General features: G+C 62.5%; 20 protein-coding genes. 12 read left to right on the forward strand and 8 right to left on the reverse strand.

The features are described 5' to 3' along the window. Positions 1-90: 90 nt before the first annotated feature. From PQG80_RS07200 to PQG80_RS07210, 3 genes are read left to right on the forward strand one after another with little or no spacing between them, the layout of a single operon-like run. Entirely contained in the window at positions 91-1,068 is a 978-nt protein-coding gene (locus tag PQG80_RS07200; RefSeq protein WP_271750904.1) for a ring-cleaving dioxygenase, read from the forward strand. A gap of 24 nt (positions 1,069-1,092) precedes the next feature. Further along, complete coding sequence (locus PQG80_RS07205; protein WP_271750578.1) at positions 1,093-1,698, forward strand: alpha/beta hydrolase; 606 nt, start codon at positions 1,093-1,095, stop codon at positions 1,696-1,698. Between the two features lie 51 nt (positions 1,699-1,749). Then, positions 1,750-2,100 carry a VOC family protein gene (locus PQG80_RS07210; RefSeq protein ID WP_271750579.1) on the forward strand — a complete coding sequence of 117 codons (351 nt, stop codon included), beginning with the start codon at positions 1,750-1,752 and terminating at the stop codon, positions 2,098-2,100. A 155-nt stretch (positions 2,101-2,255) separates the two neighbouring features. Here the strand turns inward: PQG80_RS07210 and PQG80_RS07215 are convergent, their stop codons facing one another. Continuing rightward, entirely contained in the window at positions 2,256-2,498 is a 243-nt protein-coding gene (locus PQG80_RS07215; RefSeq protein ID WP_271750580.1) for a hypothetical protein, read from the reverse strand. A gap of 82 nt (positions 2,499-2,580) precedes the next feature. Continuing rightward, a complete protein-coding gene (locus PQG80_RS07220; protein WP_271750905.1) occupies positions 2,581-3,153 on the reverse strand; it encodes a xanthine phosphoribosyltransferase in 573 nt (190 codons plus the stop codon). A gap of 147 nt (positions 3,154-3,300) precedes the next feature. Here PQG80_RS07220 and PQG80_RS07225 point away from each other — a divergent pair, with 147 nt between their 5' ends. Continuing rightward, complete coding sequence (locus PQG80_RS07225) at positions 3,301-4,218, forward strand: divergent polysaccharide deacetylase family protein (protein ID WP_432432725.1); 918 nt, start codon at positions 3,301-3,303, stop codon at positions 4,216-4,218. On the opposite strand, the gene PQG80_RS07230 is transcribed toward PQG80_RS07225, so the two are convergent. Both PQG80_RS07230 and PQG80_RS07235 read right to left on the reverse strand, forming a co-directional pair. Then, positions 4,119-4,931 carry an N-acetylmuramoyl-L-alanine amidase family protein gene (locus PQG80_RS07230; protein ID WP_271750581.1) on the reverse strand — a complete coding sequence of 271 codons (813 nt, stop codon included), beginning with the start codon at positions 4,929-4,931 and terminating at the stop codon, positions 4,119-4,121. The two genes, PQG80_RS07225 and PQG80_RS07230, sit on opposite strands and share 100 nt — an antisense overlap. 109 nt (positions 4,932-5,040) lie before the next feature. Continuing rightward, on the reverse strand, positions 5,041-6,264 hold the full coding sequence (locus PQG80_RS07235; RefSeq protein ID WP_271750582.1) for an MFS transporter: 1,224 nt from the start codon (positions 6,262-6,264) through the stop codon (positions 5,041-5,043). Between the two features lie 441 nt (positions 6,265-6,705). Here PQG80_RS07235 and PQG80_RS07240 point away from each other — a divergent pair, with 441 nt between their 5' ends. The 3 genes from PQG80_RS07240 (at position 6,706) to PQG80_RS07250 (ending at position 11,244) form a co-directional block, all read left to right on the forward strand. Then, a complete protein-coding gene (locus tag PQG80_RS07240; RefSeq protein WP_271750583.1) occupies positions 6,706-8,787 on the forward strand; it encodes an FAD-dependent oxidoreductase in 2,082 nt (693 codons plus the stop codon). A 62-nt stretch (positions 8,788-8,849) separates the two neighbouring features. After that, complete coding sequence (gene nasC / locus PQG80_RS07245; protein WP_432432726.1) at positions 8,850-10,976, forward strand: assimilatory nitrate reductase catalytic subunit NasC; 2,127 nt, start codon at positions 8,850-8,852, stop codon at positions 10,974-10,976. Between the two features lie 55 nt (positions 10,977-11,031). Beyond that, positions 11,032-11,244 carry a YqzE family protein gene (locus tag PQG80_RS07250; RefSeq protein WP_271750585.1) on the forward strand — a complete coding sequence of 71 codons (213 nt, stop codon included), beginning with the start codon at positions 11,032-11,034 and terminating at the stop codon, positions 11,242-11,244. 19 nt (positions 11,245-11,263) lie between these two features. Here PQG80_RS07250 and PQG80_RS07255 read toward each other — a convergent pair whose 3' ends face one another. The 3 genes from PQG80_RS07255 to PQG80_RS07265 form a co-directional block, all read right to left on the reverse strand. Continuing rightward, complete coding sequence (locus PQG80_RS07255) at positions 11,264-12,187, reverse strand: hypothetical protein (RefSeq protein ID WP_271750586.1); 924 nt, start codon at positions 12,185-12,187, stop codon at positions 11,264-11,266. Between the two features lie 130 nt (positions 12,188-12,317). Next, complete coding sequence (locus PQG80_RS07260) at positions 12,318-13,226, reverse strand: YqhG family protein (RefSeq protein WP_271750587.1); 909 nt, start codon at positions 13,224-13,226, stop codon at positions 12,318-12,320. Positions 13,227-13,229: 3 nt separating this feature from the next. Then, entirely contained in the window at positions 13,230-15,203 is a 1,974-nt protein-coding gene (locus PQG80_RS07265; protein WP_271750588.1) for a DEAD/DEAH box helicase, read from the reverse strand. Positions 15,204-15,332: 129 nt separating this feature from the next. Between PQG80_RS07265 and PQG80_RS07270 the strand changes: the two genes are divergently transcribed. After that, the gene (locus PQG80_RS07270) at positions 15,333-17,975 is read left to right on the forward strand and encodes an adenosylcobalamin-dependent ribonucleoside-diphosphate reductase (RefSeq protein ID WP_271750589.1); all 2,643 of its coding nucleotides are present in this window, start codon (positions 15,333-15,335) and stop codon (positions 17,973-17,975) included. Between the two features lie 172 nt (positions 17,976-18,147). Here the strand turns inward: PQG80_RS07270 and PQG80_RS07275 are convergent, their stop codons facing one another. Then, positions 18,148-18,990, reverse strand: coding sequence for an AraC family transcriptional regulator (locus tag PQG80_RS07275; RefSeq protein ID WP_271750590.1), 843 nt, complete (start codon positions 18,988-18,990; stop codon positions 18,148-18,150). Between the two features lie 116 nt (positions 18,991-19,106). Here PQG80_RS07275 and PQG80_RS07280 point away from each other — a divergent pair, with 116 nt between their 5' ends. The 4 genes from PQG80_RS07280 to PQG80_RS07295 all read left to right on the forward strand — a co-directional run bounded on the left by PQG80_RS07280 (position 19,107) and on the right by PQG80_RS07295 (position 24,896). Further along, the gene (locus PQG80_RS07280) at positions 19,107-21,092 is read left to right on the forward strand and encodes a beta-galactosidase (protein ID WP_271750591.1); all 1,986 of its coding nucleotides are present in this window, start codon (positions 19,107-19,109) and stop codon (positions 21,090-21,092) included. Between the two features lie 221 nt (positions 21,093-21,313). Then, positions 21,314-22,204, forward strand: coding sequence for an ABC transporter permease (locus PQG80_RS07285; RefSeq protein ID WP_271750592.1), 891 nt, complete (start codon positions 21,314-21,316; stop codon positions 22,202-22,204). 4 nt (positions 22,205-22,208) lie between these two features. Continuing rightward, positions 22,209-23,105 (forward strand): carbohydrate ABC transporter permease, encoded by an 897-nt coding sequence (locus PQG80_RS07290; RefSeq protein WP_271750594.1) that lies wholly within the window; start codon positions 22,209-22,211, stop codon positions 23,103-23,105. Positions 23,106-23,174: 69 nt separating this feature from the next. After that, on the forward strand, positions 23,175-24,896 hold the full coding sequence (locus tag PQG80_RS07295) for a type 2 periplasmic-binding domain-containing protein (RefSeq protein WP_271750595.1): 1,722 nt from the start codon (positions 23,175-23,177) through the stop codon (positions 24,894-24,896). The last annotated feature ends 26 nt before the right edge of the window (positions 24,897-24,922 follow it).

Here is a 24,922-nt window from a genome sequence, read left to right on the forward strand (position 1 = left end):
AGCCGGGGAAGAACGAGGAAGGACGAGGAAGGACGAGGAAGGACGAGAAGCGCACTGCCACCATCTGAGAGGGGAGAGATCGATATGGAACTGAAGCTCAAGGGCATTCATCATGTGTCGGCGATCACGGGCACCGCGGCGGAGAATTTAGAATTTTACACGAAGGTGCTCGGGATGCGGCTGGTCAAGAAAACGGTGAATCAGGACGACACGTCGGTCTATCACCTGTTCTACGGAGACGAGAAGGGCAATCCGGGCACCGAGCTGACGTTCTTCGAATTTCCGACCGCATGGCGCAGCCGCCCGGGGACGGGCAGCATCTCCTCCGTGGCGCTGCGGGTGCCGGGGGACGCCGCGTTGGACTATTGGCATCGCCGCTTCGAGCTGTATGGGGTCGAGCACGACGACATTGTCCGCCGCGCGGGACGGCTGACGCTGGCGTTCCGGGATCCCGAGGATCAGCGCCTCATGCTGGTGTCGGACGAACACGACGCGGGCGTCGCAGGCGGCAAGCCGTGGGACAAGGCCGACGTGCCGGTCGAGTACGGCATCACGGGACTGGGACCCGTGCAGCTCACCGTCTCGCAGGCGGAGCCGTCGGAGCGCGTGTTGACGCAGTTGATGGGTTACCGCAGAAAGGGGCAGTACGCCTCCTCCATAGCGGGGCAGCCCGATATCGTCGTATACGAGACGGGCGAGGGCGGCAGCGGCACCGAGATTCACCTCGAGACGCGCACGGATCTGCCTCGCGAGCGCCAAGGCATAGGGGCCGTCCATCACGTCGCCTTCCGGGTCGCGGACGAGGAAGAGCTGCGCGCCTGGATCGGCAAGATTACCGCGGCGGGGCTCGCCAATTCGGGCTTCGTCGACCGGTTTTACTTTAAATCGCTGTACTTCAGAGAAGCGAACGGCATCCTGTTCGAACTGGCGACCGACGGTCCCGGCTTCGATACGGACGAGTCGCTGGAGTCGCTCGGCGAGCGACTCGCGCTGCCGCCGTTCCTGGAGCCGCACCGGGAGCGGATCGAGGCGGGACTGAAGCCGATCGCGTACGGCGGCGGACAATAACCATAGACCGAGGAGGAGATTACGATGAATCATATTTACGAACCGGGAAAGAAGACCGATGCGCCTACGCTGCTGCTGCTGCACGGGACGGGGGGATCGGAGCGCGATCTGGTCGGCGTCGGCCGGATGCTGCATCCGGATGCTGCGCTGCTTGGCGTTCGGGGCAACGTCTCCGAGCGGGGGATGGCGCGTTTCTTCCGCCGCATCGCGGAAGGCCTGTTCGACGAGGAGGATCTGATCGCGCGGACGGCCGAACTGAACGCCTTCGTCGACGAGAGCGCGGCGCGTTACGGCTTCGACCGCGGCAACGTCGTTGCTGTAGGTTATTCTAACGGGGCGAATATCGCAGCCAGCCTGCTCTATCACCACCAGGACGCGCTCAAGGCGGCCGTGCTGTTCCACCCGATGGTGCCGCGCAGAGGCGTAGACCTGCCCGATCTGGCGGGCGTGCCCGTCTTCATCGGAGCGGGACGGAATGATCCGCTCTGCACGATGGCGGAGAGCGAGGAGCTTGCGGCGGCGCTCGGCGCCGCAGGCGCGGCCGTCGAGACGCACTGGGAGAACGGCGGGCATCAGCTGTCGAGGACCGAGGTCGAGGCTGCGGCCGCGTGGCTGCGAAGCGTGGAATGAACGGCAAAATGCCGGCTGCGGCGATGGTCGGCAACGGGCGGGAGGCGTAATATGAAGGTAAAACGGATCGTTGCGAACGTGCCGGCCGACGACTTGACGGCCGCCAAGCGGTTTTACGGGGAGGCGCTCGGACTCGACGTGCTGATGGACCACGGCTGGATCGCCACATACGGCTCCTCGGCCGAGATGCAGACGCAGATAAGCGTCGCTGCGGAAGGGGGCTCCGGCACGCCCGTGCCGGACCTGTCCATCGAGGTCGACGACGTCGACGAGGCGCTCGCGCGCATGCGGCGCGGCGGATTCGCCGTCGAATACGGACCTGCCGACGAGCCTTGGGGCGTGAGGCGCTTCTACGTGCGGGATCCGTACGGCAGGCTTGTCAACATCCTGTCGCACCTTTAACGCAGCCGGACTATATTCTCGGCCGTCAGACCGTAGAACCGCGCCGTCCGCGCGGATTATGACCGGGGCGCCGCCGATACGCTTGCATGTACGCCAAAAAAAGAGGGACGAAGCAGATGACGCTGCTTCGTCCCTCTTGTCGTGCCGCGGCTGAATTAACGCCGGCGCGGCGCGCCAGCCGAGCGGGTCGCGCCGCGGAAGCCGCCTTCAAAGTCGTCGGAGTATACGTCTTTCGCCGTGCACACGGTGACATGATGGTAGACGGGTACGCAGTGGTGGCGCCGGATGACCTCGACGGTCTGCACGACCTCGACATGCTGCGGGTGGTAGTAATCCTCGTACACCGTTTGCGGCGGATCGTATACGGTCTTGCTCACGCATTTAGGGCAATCCGACATGCCTGCCAACTCCTTATCTTAGGATGTCGTACAGTATATGGGGCGGCAGCCCTCTTGGACTGTTCATATGCCCATCATGCGATTATTCGGCGAACTCGATGCCGTCCTCGGAGAGCCGCGCGATCCGGGCGAGCGACTCGACGCGGAAGCCGGCCTCGAGCAGCAGCCGCCGGCCGGGTTGAAACGCCTTCTCGATGACGATGCCGATGCCCGCGACCGACGCTCCGGCCTTGAGGACGATGCCGGCCATGGCCTGCGCGGCTTGTCCGTTCGCCAGAAAGTCGTCGACGATAAGCACGACGTCCGACGGCGCGAGGAATTGCTTGGAGACGGACACCTCGCTCTCCTCCTGCTTGGTGAAGGAGAAGGAGCGTTCGGTCCACAGATCGTCCTTCAGCGTGAGCGACTTGCGTTTCTTGGCGAAGATGAGCGGGACGCGCAGACCGAGCGCGGTCATGAGCGCCGGCGCGATGCCGGAGGATTCGAGCGTGAGCACCTTGGTGACGCCCGCGTCCGCGAACAAGGAGGCGAACGTCTCGCCGATGTCGGCCATGAGCGCGGGATCGACCTGATGATTGAGGAAGGCGTCGACCTTCAGCACTTCGGAGCCGAGCACGCGGCCTTCGGCGCGTATTTTTGTCTTCAGCTTTTCGATGACTTGCAGCCCCTTTTGCGCGATGATGTCCCCATTATAAAGGATATATCCCGATATTTCTTGTTCCTGCGCGCATAGTGGCTCATATTTCCACGCAAAATGAGACATACGGTCGAACGATAGGGACAAAGAGAGGCGGTCATCGGGATGAAAAAGAGCATGCGATGGAGGAAGCGGCTGCTGATCAGAGGCGGCATAAGGCTCGCGGCGGTCATGGCGGCGGCATGGATCGCCGTGTCCGCGCCGCTCGCGCGGGCGGAGGCCGAGGAGGGGGCCGGGCATACGGAGAGCGTCGTCGCGGTCGTCATCGACGACTTCGGCAACGGCATGAAGGGAACGCAAGAGATGCTCGGCCTGCCGATCCCGATTACGGCGGCGGTCATGCCGTTTCTGCCGACGTCCAAGGCGGATGCCGAGGCCGCGTACGCCAAGGGGCGGGAGGTCATCGTCCACCTTCCGATGGAGCCGGTGAGGGGCAAGGCGAGCTGGCTCGGGCCGCGCGCGATCCTGACCTCCCTGCCGGACGAGGAGATCCGGCTGCGTACCGAGGCGGCGATCGCCGACGTGCCGCACGCGGTCGGAATGAACAACCATATGGGCTCGCGCGCGACGGCCGACGAGCGCGTGATGCGCGTCGTGCTGCAGGTGTGCAAGGAGCGCGGCCTGTTCTTCCTCGACAGCCGCACCTCGTACAAGTCGGTCGTGCCGAAGCTCGCCCGCGAGATGGGCGTGCCGCTGCTGCAGAACGACCTGTTCCTCGACGACGTATATACCGACCGCCACGTGGCGGGCCAGGTGCTGCTGCTCAAGGCGCGCGCCCATAAGCACGAGCGCACCGTGGTCATCGGCCACGTCGGACCGTCCGGATTGATCACGTCCGGCCAACTGGCGGCGGCGATCCCGACCCTGCGCCAGGCGTCGGTCCGGTTCGTCAAGCTGTCCGAGCTGCTGGTGCCCGACTCGCCTCAATCGCCGCCTGGCGCGGGGCTTCCGGCTCCGGCTTCGCCGGGCTCCGCCCCGTCGGCGTCCGTGCCGCCGTCGGCCGGCAGGCCGACCAACCGATAAGCCGCGATCCCGTCCGCGATGGCCGTGGCCACGGCCGTTTGGCCGTCGGGTTCGGTGAGCATTTTCAGGTCGCCCGGGTTGCTGATGAAGCCGGTCTCGACGATAACGCTCGGGGGACCGGCTTTTTTGAGCACGTAAAACTTGTCGCCGGCGAGCGGCGGGATATTCGTGCGCTGCTGCTTGTTCAGGCTGTCCTGGATGAGGTTGGCGAGCAGCGCGCTGCGCGCCTCCGGCCGGTGGAGCACGACCGGACCGCGAACGGCGCTTCGCTTGGACCAATTGACATGCACGCTGACGAATACGCTCGCGCCGATGTCGCGCGCAAGTCCTTTGCGCTGCGAGAGGTCCCGCTGATGTCGGGTGGAGCGGAGCCAGCGGTTGTCGTCGCTCAGCGCGTAGTCGCCCGTACGGTTCAGGACGGCGTGCAGGCCGCGGCTCTTCAGAATCTGGAACAGCTTGCGGGAGATCGCCAGGTTGATGTCCTTCTCCATGACGCTGCCGCTGTGCGTGCCGCCGTCGATGCCGCCGTGCCCGGCGTCGATCAGCACGTCCGCGGCGGGCAGCGTATGCCGCGCGGCCGGAGAACCGGCGAAAGGCAGGGCAAGGCCCGCGTCCGCACCCTCGGCGCTTGCGGAGGGGAGCGGGAGCGGGCCATGTGCTGCCAGCAGGCATATGAGAGCGGCGCATAAGCTGCGTTTATAAGAATACTTCATCGAGCTTCTTCTCCTTCCGGCCGGGCAAGAATCTGCCGTTAGCGTGGCTCGGGAAGGTCGATCTCATTCACTGGACGGGAGGGGCGCGGCGGCTCGGCCGTATCTCTGCCTACGCCTCGGCCTCGAGCTTTGCCGTGCCGTCCGCACGCAGCCAGGTGCGCTTCCAGACGCCCTGCACGACAGACAGCGCAACGAGCGCGACGAGGGCGATGCACGCCAGCGTGATGAACCCCGGCGTGTAGGAGCCGGTCTTGCCGAACAGGCTGCCGAGCAGCAGCGGCAGCAGGTAGCCGCCGAAGCCGCCGGCGGCGCCGACGATGCCGGTGAGCAGTCCGATATCCGCGCCGAACCGCTGCGGGATCAGCTGGAACACCGCGCCGTTGCCGGTGCCCAGGCTCATCATGGCCAGGAACAGGAGCGGGATGACGACGGCCAGCGGCGGCAGCGACGAGATCGTGAGAAACAAGAGCCCGGCGGCCGCATAGAGCACGATAAGCATGCGGATCCCGCCGATCTTGTCGGACAGATAGCCGCCAACGGGGCGGAAAAAGCTGCCCGCGATGACGCAAATCGTCGTGAAGTCGGCCGCGCGGACGGCTGACAGGTTGTATTGCGTGTTGAAAAAGATCGTCAGGTAGTTGGTCAATCCGACGAAGCCGCCGAACGTCACGCCATACATGAGGCAGAACAGCCAGGTATCCCGTTTTTTGAGGACGGTCGCGTACTCGGACAGTTTCTTGGGCGCGGGCTGCGTCGGGCTCTCCTTGGCGAAGGCGGTGAATACGATAAAGACGAGACCGATCGGAATGAGCGCGAGTCCGAACACGGTCTCCCAGCCGCCAAAGTGCGTGGCGAGCCGGTTGGCGAACAGGGTCGAGAATACCGTGCCGCTGTTGCCGGCGCCCGCGATGCCCATCGCGAGACCTTGATATTGGGGCGGATACCAGCGGCTCGCGAGCGGGAGCGCCGCGGCGAACGAGGCGCCCGCGAAGCCGAGCAGCAGCGCGACGATATAGAGGTGATTCAGCGAATCCACGAACTGCCACCCCCATACGAGAGGTACCATGGTCGCGAGCAGGCCGAACTGTCCCGTGCGCTTGGGGCCGATGTAGTCGGTCAGAAATCCGAACACGAGCCTCAGCAGGGAGCCGCCGAGGACGGGAAGCGCGACCAGGTTCGCTTTTTGGACGGCCGACATCGGATAATCGTTCATCATGATGACCGCGAGCGGCCCGATCAGCACCCAGACCATGAAGCTCATATCGAAATAGAGGAACGCGCTGAATAACGAGGGCTTATGCCCGCTTTGCCAGAATCCTTTGTCTTTTACCATACGAATCCGCCTCCATGATATAGAAGATCACATAAGGTTGAGGATGATCACGCGTCACGGCGGGCGCCAAAAACCGAAAAGACGCACCCTGACCATGGCGAAAGTGACATCCCTGTGCGCGATACGTCATTGTATCGGGCGATCGGATGCTTTCGGTCACGTCATTGTGAGCCAATTTGAATTATATGGGGGCGAGAAAGTCATGTCAATATATATAACATAATAATTCGCCGTGGCGAGAAATGTGCTTGCCTTAGCGAACATAGCCAAATGTAAGTAATGATTATTGACATCGATCGAAGCAGCACCTATGCTAATAAAAGAATACCGCGGCACAACGACGTGTCCGAAACCGGCGACGAAGCCCGCCCCGTTCAACGGGGACGGGCTTTTTATGTTTTTTTACAGGCTGCCGCCGCGGCGCGGGAAGGGGAAACATCCATGGCGAAGAAGCCCAGGCTCGTATTGGTCGGCAACGGCATGGCGGGCATTCGTTGCCTCGAGGAGATCGTCGGTCTTGCGCCGGACGCCTTCGACGTAACCGTCATCGGCAAGGAGCCGAATCCGAATTACAACCGCATCCAGCTGTCCAAGGTGCTGCAGGGCGGGACGTCGCTGCAAGACATCATATTAAACGATTGGTCGTGGTACGCGGAGCGCGGCATCCGTCTGCTCGCCGGAGAGACGGCCGTCCGCGTCCGGACCGGCGAGCGTACCGTGGACACCGCGTCCGGGCTGAGCGTGGGCTACGACAAATTGATCCTGGCGACCGGGTCTTCGGCCTTCGTGCCGCCGCTTCCAGGCGCGGGCAAGCCGGGCGTGACGGCATTCCGCACGATCGAAGATTGCCGGGAGATCATGGAGGCCGCCTCCCGGTACCGCAAGGCGGCCGTGCTCGGCGGGGGATTGCTGGGACTCGAGGCGGCGCGGGGCCTGCTGAATCTCGGCATGGAGGTGGACGTCGTCCACAACTCGCCGTACCTCATGAACCGCCAGCTGGACCGCATGTCCGCCGACATGCTCCGCGGCTCGCTCGAGGCGCAGGGCATGCGCTTCCGGCTGGGCAAGACGACGACTCGGATCTTCGGCCGCAAACGGGCGGAAGGGCTCCTGTTCGCGGACGGCTCCAAGCTCGAGGCGGACCTGATCGTACTGTCGGTGGGCATCAGCCCCAATATCGCGTTCGCCAAGGCCAGCGGCATCGAGACGAACCGGGCCGTCATCGTGAACGACTATATGGAAACGAACGTGCCGGGCGTGTACGCGGTCGGCGAATGCGCCGAGCACCGCGGCATCGCCTACGGTCTCGTCGCGCCGCTCTACGAGCAGGGCAAGGTGCTGGCTCGCGTCGTCTGCGGCATGGAGACGGAGCCGTATCTCGGTAGCATGCCCTACGCTCAACTGAAGGTCGCGGGCATCAACGTATTCTCCGCGGGCGTCGTGCGCGAAGGGGACGCGAGCACCGTGCTTCAGGCTTACGACGGCTTGCGCGGCACGTATAAGCGGGTCACCGCTGAAAACGGGCGGATCGCGGGCGTCGTCCTGTACGGCGATACGAACGAGGGGCAGACGCTGCTCGGCCATCTGAAGCGGCGCAGCAAGATCGAGGCGCTGGCGAGGTCGCCGCAGCCGGGCGGAGCGGGCGGCGGCGGAGCGGTGGACGCGGCAGCGGCGGCAATGGCGGACGCGGACACAGTGTGCGGGTGCAACGGCGTATGCAAGGGCGCGATCGTCCGCTCGGTGACGGAGGACGGCTCGGACACGATCGAGCTCGTGCGGGAGCGGACGAAGGCGTCGAGCTCGTGCGGCGGCTGCAGCGGCACGGTGGCGGCGATCCTCCGCGCGGCGTTGTCGGGCGCGGCTTCGGCCGCGGCACCCGATCCGGCGCTGTGCGACTGCACGCCGCTCGGGCACCGCGCGCTCCGGCGGGCGCTGGCGGAGCGGGGGCTGCGCACGGGGGCTGAAGCGATGGCCGCGCTCGATTGGCGGACGGACGGCGGCTGCGAGGCGTGCAGGAGCGCGCTGCGTTACTACACGGGCGAGCCGTCGGCGGCGGTCGGCGAAGGCCGGCTGGCCGTATATGCCGGCGATGCGCAGGGGAGCGGCGGACCGGGCGCGGGCCCGGCGGCGAGATTAGCCGAAGCGCTAAGCGCGAGGCTCGCGGATGTCGAGCTGCCCGGCCGCGTGCAGGCCGCCGTCGCAGGCAGCGTCGCCGAGCCCGTCGGACTGCTCGTGCGGGATATCGGTCTGGCGCGGGCCCCGGCAGGCTGGGAGCTGTACGCGGGCGGCCATGCGGAGCGGCCGGTCAGGCAGGCGCAGCTGATCGCCGTCGAGCCGTCGGCCGACGCGGCGCTCGATATGGCCGAGGCGCTGCTGCGCTGGTACCGGGCCGAGGCGGACTATGGCGAGCCGCTCTGGCGGTGGCTCGAGCGCGGGGGGCTTTCCGCCGCGCGCGAGCGGCTGCTGGATGCCGAAGCGCGCGAGGCGCTGTTGACGGCGGAAGCAACCGTCCTGGCGCGCTAATCATCGACGAAGTCAGAGAATGGAGCGGCGGCGCCCGAGGCGCTCCGCGGAAGCGGGAGGATATGTCCATGCAGGCAAGCTACGATACGCAATGCCCCTTTTGCAGCGTCCAATGCAAGATGAGGGTGATCGAAGAGAGGCACCCGGACCGGCAGCGGCCGACCTACAAGATCGAAGGGCTGCCGAATGCGGCCTCCGAAGGACGACTGTGCGTCAAGGGCATTAACGCGTACCAGCACGCGCTGAGCCGGGAACGTCTGCTGAGGCCGCTGCTGAAGTCCGGCGGCGTCTTCCGCGAGATCACGTGGGAGGAGGCGCTGGGCGTGCTCGCGGACCGCATCTCGGACATCCAGGCCGAGCACGGACCGGATGCCGTCGGCGTATACGGCGGCGGGTCGCTGACCAACGAGTCCGCGTACCTGCTCGGCAAGTTCGCGCGCGTAGCGCTCAAGACGCGTTACGTGGACTACAACGGCCGATTCTGCATGTCCGCGGCGGCGTCCGCGGGCGTCAAGACGTTCGGACTCGACCGGGGGCTGACCAATCCGCTGTCCGAGGTCATGCACGCGGAATGCATCGTGCTCGCCGGCACGAACATCGCGGACTGCCAGCCGACGCTGATGCCCTACTTTACCAAGGCCAAGGAGAACGGCGCCTGCATCGTCGTCATCGATCCGCGCACGACGAAGACGGCGGAGATGGCGGACATTCATCTGAAAGTCAAGCCGGGCACGGATGCGGCGCTCGCGAACGGTCTCCTGAAGGTCGTGGTCGAAGAGAAGCTGACGAATCCGTCGTTCATCGCGTCGCGCACGAGCGGGTACGAGGACGTGCAGTCCTACGTGACGTCGCTCGAGCTGACCGACATCGCGGCGCTTACCGGCGTCGACGAGGACGACATTCGCCGCGCTGCGCGCGCCTTCGGGCGCGCGGGCTCGGGCATGATCTTCACCGCCCGCGGCGTCGAGCAGCACCGCGACGGCCATATGGCCGTCCGCGCGTTCCTGAATCTGATCCTCGCGACCGGCAAGATCGGCAAGCCGGGCTGCGGGTACGGCGCCGTGACGGGGCAGGGCAACGGACAGGGCGGCCGGGAGCACGGACAAAAAGCCGACCAGCTGCCCGGCTACCGGCTCATCGAGAACCCGGAGGACCGCGCGTACGTCGCCGGCGTATGGGGCATCGACCCGGCCGACCTGCCGGGCAAGGGCGTGTCCGCTTACGAGATGATGGAGCTCGTCCACAAGCGAGACATCCGCGCGCTGCTCGTCATGTCCTCGAATCCGGTCGTCTCGAATCCGAACGCGGCTTTCGTGGAGGAGGGCTTGCGCAGCCTCGACTTCCTCGCCGTGGCGGATATGTTCCTCTCGGAGACCGCGATGATGGCCGATCTTGTGCTCCCCGCGACGGCGTTCCTCGAGAACGAAGGGACGCTGACGAATCTAGAGGGGCGCGTGCTGCTGAGGGGCGGCGACCGCCCGGCGCCCGGCGAGGCCCGTCATGACTGGCGGCTGCTGTCCGATCTGGCGGCGCGGCTCGGCAAGGGCGCATATTTTCCTTACACGTCGGCGGAGCAGATCTTCGAGGAGCTGCGGGTCGCGAGCAAGGGCGGCGCGGCCGACTACTACGGCATCACGTACGAGAGGCTGAGGCGCGAGGGCGGCGTATACTGGCCGTGTCCGGATCCGGAGCAGCCGGGGACGGCGAGATTGTTCGAGCGGAGGTTTGCCCATCCGGACGGCAGGGCGGCGTTCGCGGTGGCCGTTAACAATGAGCCCGGGGAGAAGGAGGACGCGGATTACCCGCTCGTCATGACGAACGGCCGCATGCTGCCGCACTACCTGACCGGGGTCCAGACCCGCCGCAGTCCGGCGCTGCTCGCCAGGGAGCTCGAGAATGTCATGGAGATCCATCCGCGGACCGCCGAGCGTCACCGCATCGGGGACGGCGAGCTCGTGCGAGTCGCTTCGCGCAGGGGGAGCATGATCGTGCGCAGCCGGCTGACGGCCGACATCCGGGAGGACACGGTGTTCGTGCCGATGCACTGGGGCGGCGTGCAGAACGTCAACAACGCGACGAATCCCCTGCTGGATCCCTTTTGCAAGATGCCCGACTTCAAAACCTCGGCCGTACGCATCCGGACGCTGAACGCGGCGGACCTGGCCCCTCTCGAAGCGCAGGAAGGTTAGGATAGGCTGCCGCAGGGCATACTATGCAAACAGACTCGCGAAGGAGGAATGCCCGATGAGCGATACGACGGATTATCTGAAATTTGTCGCGGAACGATCGGTCGCCTACCTGAACCTGCCCGCGGACGAACGCCGCGCGCGGCGCAAGAAAAAGCGCGAGCCCTGGCAGGTCCGCTGGTTCGGACTGCTGCTGCCGCTGGGCCTTCGGATCTGGTGGATGAGCCGCAACAAAGACAAGGAGCCTGCAGCGCCTGGAAGACAGGGCTGAAGGCTCTTTTTGCTTGCGGTTATGGATAGAAAAGGCCGTCTGCGGACTTGACGAGCGATTCGAGCGGGATGAAGCGGGTTCCGTTCATATTGAGCGCGAGATCGAGCCGTCCGCCCTGCCAGCTGTGGTAACCGACGACGGACAGCGCGTAGAGCATCCGGTCGCCCAGCGGCTCGACCACGTAGACGAGCGGCGACTTGGCTTCGATCCGCGCGGTCAGCTTGTCCGGCTGCGGCGACAGCGGCGGGTCGCCCAGCAGCCAGGACAGGCGCTCGTACGGATCGCGCGTCTCGGCGGCGGACATTAGGCGGAGATGGCCAGCCTTAGCTGCGGCAGAGCCGGCGGACACCGCCGGTATCGCGGCTGCCGCCGCCTGCCAATCGGTCTCACTTCGGACGGGGAGCAGCTCCGCGGTCTTGGCGTCCAGCCAGATCGTCTCTTTCGCGAGCCGCACCTCCCAGGCCGCCAAGAAGGGGTGGTCGTAATGCTTAATGGCGCGATAGCCGCCCGAGGACGCCGACGGGATGTACCCGCTCCTGTACAGCGCGCCGCGCAGCGTCGCGACGTCGAACAGCGGCTTGGCGCCGAGGCCGTACTCGCCGAGGCGGCAGGCGCCGTCGGGCGCCGCATAGAGCACGAGGTAACCGAGCGGCGCGCCCTTGGGGCCGACGACGGTCGCGAGCCAGCCATGCGTCCCGGGACCGAGCGATTCGATGCGGGGCGAGCCGTCCTGCCAGGCGGCGAAGCCGGGCTTGCCGGACAGCGCGCCGATATGCGTCGCGGCGCATCCGGCGATCGCGGCCGCGTCCAGCGGCGCAGGGGCGGCAGCGCTGCGGGCGGCGACCGCGCCGCTCAGGATAGCCAGCAGCAGGAGCATGAGCAGCGGCTTGACGTAGGCATGGCGGGAAGCGTTCCGGGAAGCATGGCGGGAAGTATGGCGCATGTTATCGAATCACCTTTGGTTATGGCATGATCGGGCTTGTCCGTTCATTGTACCGAAGCCGCCCCGCCGATGGTGCCGGATGCTGTCCGGCGCGGCGGGGGGAAGGGCTTCTATTTTTGTCGCATCGCCGCTAATGAATGCCGGGCAGGTGGAACAGGCCGCAGTTCATGACGGATAAAGTCACTCTCGGCCGGTACTGCCAGTCGATCTCCGATTCGCGGTGGGCGAGGCGCTCCCGCAGCGCTTCTTGCTCCTGGTCGGTCGCGGCGCGCGAGATCATGGGCTCGTAATAAGAGCGGATGCGGCGCAGCTCGTCCTGACGACGGTCCTCCGCCTCCGCGGCCCAGACGAAGTCGCCGGCCTTCAGCTTGCGTTCGAGCGCGTGCTCGAGCTGGGTCATCGCCTTCTTGAGCGAGAGGCCGTTCGGCAGCAAGTGCACGTTGGAAGGGAGCTTCGGCGTCAGTCTGCGTCCGCGGAGCCCTTCCAGGAACCGCTCGTCGATATAGCCGGTCGCGAGCGAGATGCCAAGGCCGTACATCTCCTCGCGCTTCATGTCGCATTCGTAATCAACCTTGAAGTTGACGCCCAGCCAGGCCGTGTACGGGTTGGAGCCGAGCCGGTCGGCGCGTCCGCGCGGAGGCTCCTCGAACAGGGCTACGCAGCGTCCGCCGCTCTTGACCGCGCCGAAGATCTGGGCGAGCCGGCCCGAGCCGAAGTACAGCTCCTCGCGCAGCACGCGCACGGGCGCGGCGCCGAAGCCGAGCGCGGACAGGTCCGCGCCGGTTTGCGCTGCAGGCGCGGATTCGGCAGGTGGCTCCGCGTCTTCTTCGTCCAGGCCGAACCGCCAGCTGAAAGTCAGCGTCTCCGGCTGCGTGCCCGTGCGCTCAACGAAGCTCCAATAGTAAGGGCGGTTGGTCAGCTGCTTGTCGGCTTCCGGCGAGAGCTTGACCGTGACGCCGCCCTTCGTCTTTTCGACGATGCTGCACCCGGTCGCCTCCAGGTAGGACATGACGAACTTCTCGACTTGTCTGGCGTTCATGCGTTACGCCTCCTCTTCGACCTGCGCCTTGGTGCGCAGCAGCGAATCTCCGAGCCCGTCGATGCGGCTGCGCAGTTCGCGCTCGTCCTTGGCGTCCAGCAGCATCTTGGCGAGGCGCTTCTCGAGCGATTCCTCGCGCTCCATCCGCTCCACGATCTCGTCTAGCTCGCCGATGACCGTCTCGAACATATTGATTTTCTCGTGCAGCAGATGCACGATATGCTCCTCGATCGTCCCGTAGGTGCACAGGTTGTAAATCTTCACGTCCTCGGTCTGGCCGAGCCGGTGCACCCGTCCGATCCGCTGCTCGACGCGCATCGGGTTCCAGGGAAGATCGAAGTTGATGATGTGGTGGCAGAACTGCAGGTTGATGCCTTCGCCGCCGGCCTCGGTCGCGACCATCACCTGCGCGCGCCTGCGGAACAGGTCCATCATCCAGTCCTTTTTGCCCCGGTTCATGCCCCCGCGGTAAGGAACGGCCGTCAGGCCGTGCTCCTGGAAAAAGCGGAGCAGATAATCTTGCGTCTGGCGGTATTCGGTGAAAACGATCACCTTGTCCCCGATCTCGTCGATCAGCTTCATGGTAGCTTCCGCCTTGGTGTTCGACTTGACCTGGCGGATGAACTCGACGAGCTCCCAGATTTTCTGCCGGCGCGGCGAATCCTCCGGGGCCTTCTTGAACAGGTTGATAAGCGTCAGAAACACGGCATCCCGGCTCGAGCAAACCTCGCGCTGCAGCGTGACGAGCGACAGCATGCTGGACATGTCGACGCCTTCGACGGTCGCGTTCTCGCGGACGTAGCGAGTGACGGCCTCGTACAGCGCCTGTTCCTCCGGCGACAGGGTGAGCGGGACGTTCGCCACGAAGCGCCTGGTGAACTCGACGCCGCCGTCGGTGCGCCGGTTGCGGATCATGACCTGCCCGAGGGCCTCCTGCAGCTTGTCCTCGTTCTTGGCGATGCGCTTGCCTGCGACGTAGTTGGCGGAAAAGTCGCCTTCGCCGCCGAGCTGGCCGGGCTTGAGCAGCGTGATCAGGTTGTACAGCTCGTTCATGTCGTTCTGCACGGGCGTCGCTGTCAGCAGCAGGCAGTATTTTTTGCGGATGTCGCTGACGAACTGGTAATTGCCCGTCTTCTTGTTCTTGAGCTTGTGCGCTTCGTCGATGATGAGCATGTCGTACTCGGTATCGAGCAGCAGCTCGCGGTGCGGCTCGCGCTTGGCCGTGTCGATCGAGGCGACGACGATATCGTTGTTCCAGTGGTACGCCTTCTTCTGCGCGACCGCCGGGATGCCGAACTTGGCGCTCAGCTCGCGGACCCATTGCAGCACCAGGGAGGCGGGCACGAGGATCAGCGTGCGCTTGACGAGTCCGCGGACGATGTATTCCTTAAGAATCAGTCCGGCCTCGATCGTCTTGCCCAGCCCGACCTCGTCGGCCAGGATCGCCCTGCCGCGCATCTCGTGCAGCACGCGCCGCGCCGTCTCCTCCTGATGGGGGAGCGGCGTGAGGCCCGGCAGCACCCGCATGCACTGGAGCTCGTGGAAGTCCGTCACCAGCTGCGCTTCCTCGGCTTCCCAGGACATCTTGTACAGCGTCCAATCGTCCCAAGGCCCGCCGCGTTCCGATCTGCGCTCGAGCTCCTCGAAGGCGGAGCGGTCGACGTGCAGGTCGACGAGCGGGTGAAGCTTGCGGACGGCGCGGGGCGAACCGGCGTCCGGAGCCGGCGCGCCGGGGGAAGACGCGGCGTCCGGCGTTGCAGTCGGGGCATGCGGCGTGTGCTCGACCTGTTCGCCGGCGTCGTAGCCGAAGCCGGAGCTTGAGCCCGGAGACAGCTTAATCTCGGCCTCGGAGCCGTGCGGATGATGGAATGGGGGGCGCAGACGCTTCTCCTCCTCTAGGCGTTCTATCCTTCTAGTATGAGCAAGCGCGCCGTTTTCATAACATGCGGGCCGCGCGAATCGCGCTGCGCGGGACATCCGTGCCGGGTGCACGAATATTTTGGGACAAATGTCGCAAATGCCGTCCGAGCCTCTCGAATATCTACATTTCGTAGCGTATAATGGGTAAAGTCGCAATATATTGGGTCCTATGAGGAGAGTGGCGAAGTGAGCGTCCAATTGGAAAACGGCGGGGCGAACAAGGCCGCGGGCCGTCGTCTAGAAGGCTTGAGCGAGAAAATTTTCCTCGACCGATACGCGTGGAAAAACGCGGATACGAACGCGGTCAAGGTTGGAGATACGGTACTGGCGCTGACGAAGGACGATCCGAAGTTTCCGGCCAAGGAAGTCGGAGAGGTCGTCGCCCGGGACGGCAAGCGAGTGACGGTGCGTACGCGCGCCGGCGAGCTGGTCGAGACGTCGCCCGAGAAATTGACGCTGACGATCGAAAAGTCGCCGGAGGAGATGTGGGATCGTCTGGCCGGCGCGATGGCCTCGATCGAGGCGCCGGAACGCCAGGAGATCTGGCGCGAGCGGTTCCGGTGGCTGCTGGACGACTGGAAGCTCGTGCCGGGCGGACGGATCGCGGCGGGCGCGGGCGCCAGCGACGAGCTGACGCTGTTCAACTGCTACGTCATCCCGTCGCCCAAGGACAGCCGGGGCGGCATCATGGAGACGCTGAGCGAGATGACGGAGATCATGTCGCGCGGCGGCGGCGTCGGGATCAATCTGTCGTCGCTGCGCCCGCGCCGGTCGATCGTGCGCGGCGTGAACGGCTCCTCGAGCGGCGCCGTGTCGTGGGGCGGCCTGTTCAGCTATACGACCGGACTGATCGAGCAGGGCGGCAGCCGCAGAGGCGCGCTGATGCTGATGATCAACGACTGGCATCCGGACGTGGTCGACTTCATCACGGTCAAGCAGACGATGGGCCAAGTGACCAACGCCAACCTGTCGGTGTGCGTGAGCAACGCCTTCATGAAGGCGGTCAAGGAAGACGCGGACTGGGAGCTCGTATTCCCCGACACGTCCGACGCCGAGTACGACGCGCTGTGGGACGGCGATCTGGACAAGTGGCGGTCCCTGGGCAAGAATGTCATTCCTTACCGCACCGTCCGCGCGCGCGAGGTGTGGCGCACGATAATCGAGTCGGCCTGGAAGTCGGCGGAGCCGGGCGTCGTATTCATGGAATACTACAATCAAATGTCGAACAGCTGGTACTTCAACCCGATCATCTGCACCAATCCGTGCGGCGAGCAGGGCCTGCCCGCATGGGGCGTCTGCAACCTGTCGGCGGTCAACCTGTCCCGCTTCTACGACGAGGAGAAGCATGACGTGGCATGGGAAGAGCTCGGCCGGGTCGTCCGGTACTCGACGCGCTTCCTGGACAATGTCATCGACAAGACGCCGTATCACTTCCCGGAGAACGAAGCGAACCAGAAGCTCGAGCGGCGCGTCGGTCTGGGCTCGATGGGCCTCGCCGAACTGATGATCCGCCTAGAGGTCCGTTACGGAAGCCCGGAGAGTCTGGAATTCCTCGACAAGCTGTACGGCTTCATGGCGAAGGAAGCGTACCTGGCATCGACGGAGATCGCCGCGGAGAAGGGCGCGTTCCCGGCATTCGACGCGGAGCCGTTCCTGCAGAGCGGCTTCATGAAAAACATGACGGAAGCTTACCCTGAGGTCGGCGAGGCCGTGCGCGAACGCGGCATCCGCAACGTCACGGTGCTGACCCAGGCGCCGACGGGCTCGACGGGCACGATGGTCGGCACCTCGACGGGCATCGAGCCGTACTTCGCGTTCGAGTTCTTCCGCCAGAGCCGGCTCGGCTACGACAAGCAGCTCGTGCCGATCGCGCAGGAATGGCAGGACGCGCATCCGGGCGAGCAGCTGCCGCCTTGGTTCGTGACGGCGATGGACCTGTCGGCCAAGGATCACATCCGCGCGCAGGCCGCGATCCAGCGCTGGGTGGACAGCTCGATCTCCAAGACGGCCAATTGTCCGGCGGACTTCACGGTCGAGGAGACCGCCGAGCTGTACGAGATGGCGTTCGATCTGGGCTGCAAGGGCGTCACGATCTATCGCGACGGCAGCCGCGACGTGCAGGTGCTGAGCACGGCGAAGGACGAGAAGAAAGAAGAGAAGAAGGACGAGGCGGCGCCGATCGCCGAAGCCGTAGCGGCGGTGCAAGCCGTATTGCCGGAGACGGCGGCGGCACCGGTCGTGCCGGCGGTCCAAGCTCAAGCGCCGGCGGATAAAGCTTATAAGAGCCGGCCGAAGATTCTGCGGGGCGCGACGTACAAGTTCAACACGCCGTTCGGCATGGCCTACATCACGGTCAACGACCTCGACGGCACGCCGGGCGAGATCTTCCTGAACGTGGGCAAGGCGGGCTCCGACGTGTTCGCGATGGCCGAAGCGCTGGGCCGCGTGTGCTCGCTGTTCCTGCGGTACGGCGACCACGGCGACAAGGTGCAGCTGCTCGTCAAGCACCTGAAGGGCATCGGCGGCTCCGGCGCCGTCGGCTTCGGGCCGAACCGCGTCGAGTCGATCGCCGACGCCGTCGCCAAGGCGCTCGAGCTGCACGCCGGCATGCTCGCCGAGGAAGCGGCGGCTTCCGAGATTGATGACGCCGGCACAGAAGGCGCTGCCGGCTCGATCGCCGCGACCGCCATTCCCGCGCCGGCGGCCTACGGCCATGGCAAGTCGGGCCACACCTCGACGGACCTGTGCCCGTCCTGCGGCTCGGCGTCGCTGATCAACGTCGAGGGCTGCAAGACTTGCACGAACTGCGGATACAGCAAGTGCAGCTAAGATGAAGCTGCTATACAAGGCAATGTGCACACAGAGAGAGTATAGAGTACCAAAGTTCTGAAAAAATCGCGTTATCCAATGTGGATAACGCGATTTTTATGTCCAACGATTTAGCTTCCCAGTTGACTAAAGCACGCGTTTACTTCCCGAACGCGCTTGGACAGCGTATAGGTTACGACTTCTGATAGATGCGGCGGAATTCGCCGGGCGTGAGCCGTTCCAGCTTCTTGAAGATCGCTCCATAATAGCTGGCAGATTCGAAGCCGACCTCATGTGCGATATCGTGCATCCCGCGCTGCGCATGGTCGAGCAGCAGTTCCTTGCTCTTGTTGATCCTGACCTGGTTGACATAGCCGATGGGACGAATGCCCGTCGTCTTCTTGAACAGATGGCAGAAGTATTCCGGTGTGACGCACAACAGTCCGGCAAGCGTCTGCAAAGAAATCTCTTCGGCAAAATGTTGGTCAATATAGTCCAGCACCGGCTTTAATCGCTCATACTGCTGCCCGACGGTATCGCTGCCCTCGACGGAGACGCGCTGAATAACTTCCGTCAATAAGGTATAGAGGATGGCGGAGCAGGCGTAATTGCTTAACGTTTGCGCTTGCGGCGCAAGGGCAGCTTGCAGCAGTTCTTGCATTCTGGATAGCAGGTATTCGGGCGATGCGAGCGTGAATACGGATGTTTCCGTAATGCCGACGGTTTCGAACAAACGCGCTGACCCGCTGCCATCGAAGATGACCCAGTCGACTTCCCAGCTACCCGATATTGCATAGTATTCATGCTTCTGGCCGGGGAACAGCAGCATGCCCATGCCTTGCTTGATGATATGTTCCGTCCCGCCTAGCTTGAGCTTGCCCTCTCCGCTGCGGCATTGAATCCATTGATAATCCTGAATGCCCGAGTCTCGGCGTATGTGCTCCTGTTGGTGATGCAGACCGATGCCAAGCAAATAAAAAGGGAGCAGTTTCTCTCGGCCTAATAGTACCGGGAAAGCGCGATAGGGGTGAGGCATTCGTCCAACTCTCCTAAGATCTTAATATTGTTATATCGAATTAATTTTTTAAGATATTAACTGCAATTAATATATCATATAATCGCAATATATTGATGGACAAAGGAGAACGGAAGATGACGATCAAGATCGGAATCGATTATTATCCCGAGCAGTGGAGTCCCGAGCTATGGGAGAAGGACGCAGCGCTTATGCAAGAGACGGGGGTTGCCGTCGTGCGAATGGCGGAGTTCGCCTGGAGCCGAATGGAACCGACCGAGGGCGATTATCGGTTTGAATGGCTGGATGCGGCTATAGAAGTATTCGCCGCGCGCGGCATGGAGATCGTGTTATGCACGCCTACCAATACGCCGCCGAACTGGATGACCACCCGTTATCCGGATGTGCTGCCCATGGATGAGCAACGCCGAATCATCCGGCCGGGCGTACGCGGACATCGCTGCAACAACAGCTATTCCTTGAAAATGCTGGGCTCCAAGTTCGTGGAAGCGATGTCACAGCGCTACGCGAAGCATCCCGCCGTCATTGGTTGGCAAATCGATAACGAGATGCACTACCAGGAATGTCATTGCGATACGTGCAATCGTGCATTCGTCTCTTGGCTGCAGAAGCGTTACGCCAGTCTGGAAGAGCTGAACCGGGAGTGGGGTACGGTCGTCTGGAGCGGGGGCTACAGCAGCTGGGCGGAGATCACGACGCCGCTCGGTACCGGCAAGATGATGAATCCTTCCTATCTTCTGGAGTACAAGCGCTTCTGCTCGGATAGCGTAGGCTATCTGCTGGGATGGCAGCTTGAAATTCTGCGCAGCAACTGTCCAGGTCAATTCGTGACGCATAACATGTGGCAATATCCGAATAGCCTGGACTATTATGACCTTTACAAAGAGCTGGACTTCGCCTCTATCGATTATTATCCGAACGAGCTGTATCGCGATTATGGCGATCGGTTTCCGCGGAACGGGGCGCTGTCGCTGGACTTGGTTCGCGGCATCAAACGCCGCAACTTCTGGGTCATGGAGCAGCTTAGCGGCGCGCAGGGCGGCTGGATGCCGATTCAGCGCACCCCGTATCCTGGACTGATTCGGGCTCGTTCCTGGCAGACGATCGCCCGCGGCGCCGATACGATCGTCCATTTCCGCTGGCGGAGCGCCGCCGTCGGAGCCGAACAGTTCTGGCATGGGCTGATCGACCATAGCAATGTTCCCGGACGCAGATTCAGGGAGTTCGCGGAGCTTACTCGCGAGGTGAACCAGGTAGGAGAACGATTAGCCGGCTCGACCATCGTTACGCAGGTTGCGATTCTGCATTCGCATGACCAGCATACGGCGCTTTCCCTTCAGCCGCAGGCGGAGGGAGGGATGCACTATATAGACAACTTGTCCTCCATGCATCATGCATTTCTAAAAATGGGCGTCGGCACGGACGTGATTAATTGGACCGAGGAGCTCGATGGCTACAAGCTGGTTGTCGTTCCTTCCCTCTTCCTGTTAAATGAAGAAGTCGCGCAGCGGCTGGAGCGATTCGCGGCCGGGGGCGGCACGGTCGTCCTCACCAACCGGACAGGCGTAAAGAACATGAGGAATGTATGCGAGATGCTGCCTCTGCCAGGGCTGCTGGCAGAAGCCGCGGGCGTTGTCGTTAGTGAATATGATGCGATCGGCAACAGCGAGCATCGGATTCGGAACGCGGAGGGCCGGACATTCGCTGCGAAGCAATGGTGCGATCTGCTGGAACTGCGAGGCGCAGAACCGATTGCTTGGTATGACAGCGACTTCTACGAGGGTGTGCCGGCGGTTACTCTCCACAAGCTTGGCGAAGGGGAAGTGTACTATGTCGGCACTTGGCCGGAGCCTTCCTATTTTTATCAGCTGTTCGAAGGCATATTGAACGATAAGGGACTGGCGCCCAAACTTCGGCTGCCGGAAGGTGTCGAGCTATCGGTTCGAACGAAGGGCGAGGAAAGATTCCTGTTCTTGATCAATTTGACGAATGAGCAACGAGAGGTTACGCTTGACGTTCCCTATCGCAGCTTGTTGACGGGCGAGAGATACGAGCACAAGATAACGCTGCCGGCTTTGGGCGTAGATATACTGACTTTATAAGTTCAGCGGCTTGCATAATTACAAAGGGCTGTCTCACAAGGCGGAATACCTTGTGGGACAGCTCTTTTATCGCCATTCAACAGAAGTGTCGACGGAAGCTTGTTCATATTGAAGCATTATCATGTTCGATATATCTAATATTCACGATAGATAACCAACGTTTGTTGTATGGTTCCCTCCGCCACAGACCCGTACAATAGAGGTCAGAGGGGGGAAGCCTGGTGGGCAGACTTTATAAATACCGCTGGCAGTATCTTATGATCGCGCCGGCCGTGCTGTTGTTATTCCTGTTCAACTATGTCCCGATGGCGGGCATTCAGATCGCGTTTCGGGACTTTCAGATCGGCGCTTCGATTTGGACCAGCCCCTGGGTCGGCTTCGACAACTTTGCGTTCTTGCAGGAGCCGCAGTTCCGGGTGGTCGTCGCCAATACGCTGTATATTTCCGTATTGAAATTTATCTTCGGATTTCCGGCGCCGATCCTGCTGGCGATTCTCATTAACGAAGTCACCCATTCGGGATTCAAGCGTTTCGTGCAATCGGTCAGCTACTTGCCGCACTTTTTTTCATGGATCGTCGTGGCCTACATCCTTCAGTCGTTCTTGACGCTGGATGGCGGATTGGCCAACGACCTGATCGCCAAGGCCGGCGGCGAACCGATCTTCTTCCTGGGGTCGGAACAATGGTTCCGGCCGATGATCGTCGGAAGCGGTTTGTGGAAAGAGGTAGGCTGGAATACGATTCTTTATCTGGCCGCGATCACGACGATCGACCCGCAGCTCTACGAAGCGGCGAAGGTTGAAGGGGCGGGCAAGCTGGCGCAGATTCGCCATATTACGCTGCCCAGCATCATGCCGACGATTACGATCGTGCTGATCCTCAGCATCCCAAGCTTGATTTCGGTCGGGATGGACCAGATCTATCCCCTGATGAACCCGGCGAACATGGCAGTTGCGGACGTATTGGACACTTACGTGCTCCGCAGCGGCTTGCAGCAAGGCTACTTCGGCATGGCGACCGCCGTAGGGCTGCTGTCATCGATCCTGGCGTTGATCCTGGTGCTCACGACGAATCAGCTATCCAGGCGAATCAACGGCGAAGGGCTGTGGTGATCGGATGAGCGTCTCGCGTATCGAAAGGGTCAGTCAAGCCGTCATCGTTGCATTGCTGTCCTTGCTCTGTCTCTCGGTGCTCTATCCGTTCTTCTATATGCTGGCGATCTCGCTCAATGAAGGTGCCGATGCGGCGAAGGGCGGCGTCTATCTCTGGCCCAGATCGTTCACCTTCATCAATTACGAGATCGTGCTCGGTAACGAGGTCATCCGGCATTCCTACCTCATCACGATCGGCCGGACGATCCTGGGGACCATCACGGGACTGCTCGTCACGCTGCTCGCAGCGTACGGCTTGTCCTACCGGGCGCTGCCGCTGCGCAATGGATTGTTAACCTACGTGCTCATCACGATGCTGTTCAACGGCGGGCTGGTACCGCTTTACATTCAACTATTTAACTTGGGTCTGGTCAACAGCTTCTGGGTGTACATCATCCCCACCATGTTCTCGGCGTGGAATATGTTCGTCATGCTCAAGTTCATCCAGGGCATCCCGGATGCGCTGATCGAGTCGGCCGAGCTGGATGGTGCAGGTCCGGTCCGCATTTTGTTCCAGATCGTCATCCCGCTGTCGAAGCCGATGCTGGCCGCGCTGGGCTTGTTCACGGCGGTCGGTCACTGGAACGATTGGTTCGCGGGCGCCTTCTTCGTCACCGATCAGTCGTTGATCCCGGTGCAGACGTTCCTGCAGCAATTGCTGCAAGCCTCCGATCTCTCGGCGGTACTAGGCTCCAATTCGAACCAGGAAGCGTTGGCCAGGGGATCGCAGATGCAGAATATTACGCTCATGTCGATCAAGATGGCAGTCGTGATGGTCAGTGCGTTGCCGATCTTGTGCGTCTATCCGTTCTTGCAGAAGTATTTTGTCAAAGGCGTGCTGATCGGATCGGTCAAGGGCTGATCCCCCAAACTCGGGTATAGGGCAACATCATATATACCGCATCATTAGGACCATTAGGGAGGGTGCACCATGAAGAAGAAAAGCAGGGCGACAAGCATGGCGGCCGGCATACTTACGCTGATGCTGATGTCCGCGACGGCATGTTCGAATTCAGGCGGTTCGTCGGATAACAACGGCTCGAAAAATAGCAGCGCGAGCGCTTCGAGCGAAGGCAGCACAGTATCCGCGGGTGCGCCTCTATCTTTCGATCTATGGCTCGGCTGGACGGCGACGATCAACAACGATAGTCTTGTTCAGAAATATTGGCGGGAGAAGGAGCCCGGCGTCGACGTGAAGCTGGAAGCGACGCAGGGCGATGCGATCACCGCATTGAACCTCCGCATGAATACGGACGGCTTCAAGGACGCCGCCGTGTTCAACCGCAGCGAGACCGTGAAGAACGCGATGAATCGCTCGGGCAAGATCATGTCGCTGGAGCAATACTTCGAAATGCCGGACAAATATCCGAATCTCGCAGCGATCCCGAAGGTCTATCTGGATCGGATGCGCGACGCGGACGGCCATATCTGGTCGATCCCGACCTGGTTCGACCAGAATCCGGATAAGCCTTGGCCGGGCTGGGCTTCCACCACCTGGCTGGTTCGCACCGACATCGTCGAGCAAGCGGGCATGACCCTGGACGACCTGGCTACGCTCGAAGGCGTGGAGACGTTCCTCGCGAAGGCGGCGAAGCTGAAGGATGCTTCCGGCAAGCCGCTGAATCCGATGGGCTTCCTGATGGATCAGAACGATTCGGTGGGCTACAATGACGAGAACGCGGTGCTCAGCGCATTCGGCGTCACGACGGGCTCGGCGAGCGGCGTCATTCCCGTCGAGAAGAAGAACGGCGAATTCGTCCTACTCTACGACGACCCGCAGTATAAAGCGGCTTACCAATGGATGAACCGAATGTACCAGCAAAAAATGATCGACCCCGAGGTCGTGACGGACAAGAAGGAACGGTACAAGGAGAAGAACAAGAACGGCCGCACGGCATTGAACGTCGGCTCCTTCTGGAATGTCGATCAGACGCTGTGGGAGACGCTCGACGGACCCACGGAGACCGGATGGTATTACCAGCCGATTCCGTTCCCGAAGGTGGAAGGCGTCGAAGCGGTAGGCTTCAATCAAGTGGTTAATCCGTATCCGGGCTATGACGTGTACATTAACAAGAATACGAAAAATCTCGAAGCGATCTTGAAATTCATCGACTACACGCTGAAGCCCGCAGCAGAGCAGCAGCACGTCGTCAACGAAGGCCCTGCGGGTTTGTACTGGGATTGGATCGACCAGCCGCTGGGCAAATGGAAGTATATCGATGAAGCATACGCCGGACCGCGAAACTCGGGCGATGCTGCCCAGAAGTCGACGGTAACGCCTGAGTTGTATATGCTCTCATCGTACAATAACGATTGGTATCCGTGGTGGAACAACGAGACGACCGTCGCCGGCGCAGCGAAAAACCAAGAATTCTCCAAAACGATCGGCGAGATGGGCGGCGTACGTACGGCGCACGCATACGATACCGTCGCGGCGAAGCAGGGCGGTCTGTGGGAGAAATACGGACCGGAGCTCGAGAATCTGCGCAAGGAATATCGTGCGAAGCTGATCCTGGCGAAGAACGACGCGCAGTTCGAATCGTATTGGCAGTCGTTCCGCGACGCATTGGAGAAGCGTGCGCACTGGAGCGAATTGAAGCAAGAGTGGCAAGCGTCTTATCAAGCGCTTGTTGACACGAGCGGCGAATTCTAGAGCGATCGGAGCAATCCCGGGTAAGG

The organism is Cohnella rhizoplanae, assembly GCF_948329515.1.
In the GTDB taxonomy this organism is placed as follows: Bacteria; Bacillota; Bacilli; order Paenibacillales; family Paenibacillaceae; genus Cohnella; species Cohnella rhizoplanae.

Bases quoted from the DNA above. Each gene is read 5' to 3' on its own strand.
- PQG80_RS07205 (WP_271750578.1), top strand. From the start codon at position 1,093: ATGAATCATATTTACGAACCGGGAAAGAAGACCGATGCGCCTACGCTG.
- PQG80_RS07210 (WP_271750579.1), top strand. From the start codon at position 1,750: ATGAAGGTAAAACGGATCGTTGCGAACGTGCCGGCCGACGACTTGACG.
- PQG80_RS07215 (WP_271750580.1), bottom strand. From the start codon at position 2,498: ATGTCGGATTGCCCTAAATGCGTGAGCAAGACCGTATACGATCCGCCG.
- PQG80_RS07225 (WP_432432725.1), top strand. From the start codon at position 3,301: ATGAAAAAGAGCATGCGATGGAGGAAGCGGCTGCTGATCAGAGGCGGC.
- PQG80_RS07230 (WP_271750581.1), bottom strand. From the start codon at position 4,931: ATGAAGTATTCTTATAAACGCAGCTTATGCGCCGCTCTCATATGCCTG.
- PQG80_RS07235 (WP_271750582.1), bottom strand. From the start codon at position 6,264: ATGGTAAAAGACAAAGGATTCTGGCAAAGCGGGCATAAGCCCTCGTTA.
- PQG80_RS07240 (WP_271750583.1), top strand. From the start codon at position 6,706: ATGGCGAAGAAGCCCAGGCTCGTATTGGTCGGCAACGGCATGGCGGGC.
- nasC (WP_432432726.1), top strand. From the start codon at position 8,850: ATGTCCATGCAGGCAAGCTACGATACGCAATGCCCCTTTTGCAGCGTC.
- PQG80_RS07250 (WP_271750585.1), top strand. From the start codon at position 11,032: ATGAGCGATACGACGGATTATCTGAAATTTGTCGCGGAACGATCGGTC.
- PQG80_RS07255 (WP_271750586.1), bottom strand. From the start codon at position 12,187: ATGCGCCATACTTCCCGCCATGCTTCCCGGAACGCTTCCCGCCATGCC.
- PQG80_RS07260 (WP_271750587.1), bottom strand. From the start codon at position 13,226: ATGAACGCCAGACAAGTCGAGAAGTTCGTCATGTCCTACCTGGAGGCG.
- PQG80_RS07265 (WP_271750588.1), bottom strand. From the start codon at position 15,203: ATGTCCCGCGCAGCGCGATTCGCGCGGCCCGCATGTTATGAAAACGGC.
- PQG80_RS07275 (WP_271750590.1), bottom strand. From the start codon at position 18,990: ATGCCTCACCCCTATCGCGCTTTCCCGGTACTATTAGGCCGAGAGAAA.
- PQG80_RS07280 (WP_271750591.1), top strand. From the start codon at position 19,107: ATGACGATCAAGATCGGAATCGATTATTATCCCGAGCAGTGGAGTCCC.
- PQG80_RS07290 (WP_271750594.1), top strand. From the start codon at position 22,209: ATGAGCGTCTCGCGTATCGAAAGGGTCAGTCAAGCCGTCATCGTTGCA.
- PQG80_RS07295 (WP_271750595.1), top strand. From the start codon at position 23,175: ATGAAGAAGAAAAGCAGGGCGACAAGCATGGCGGCCGGCATACTTACG.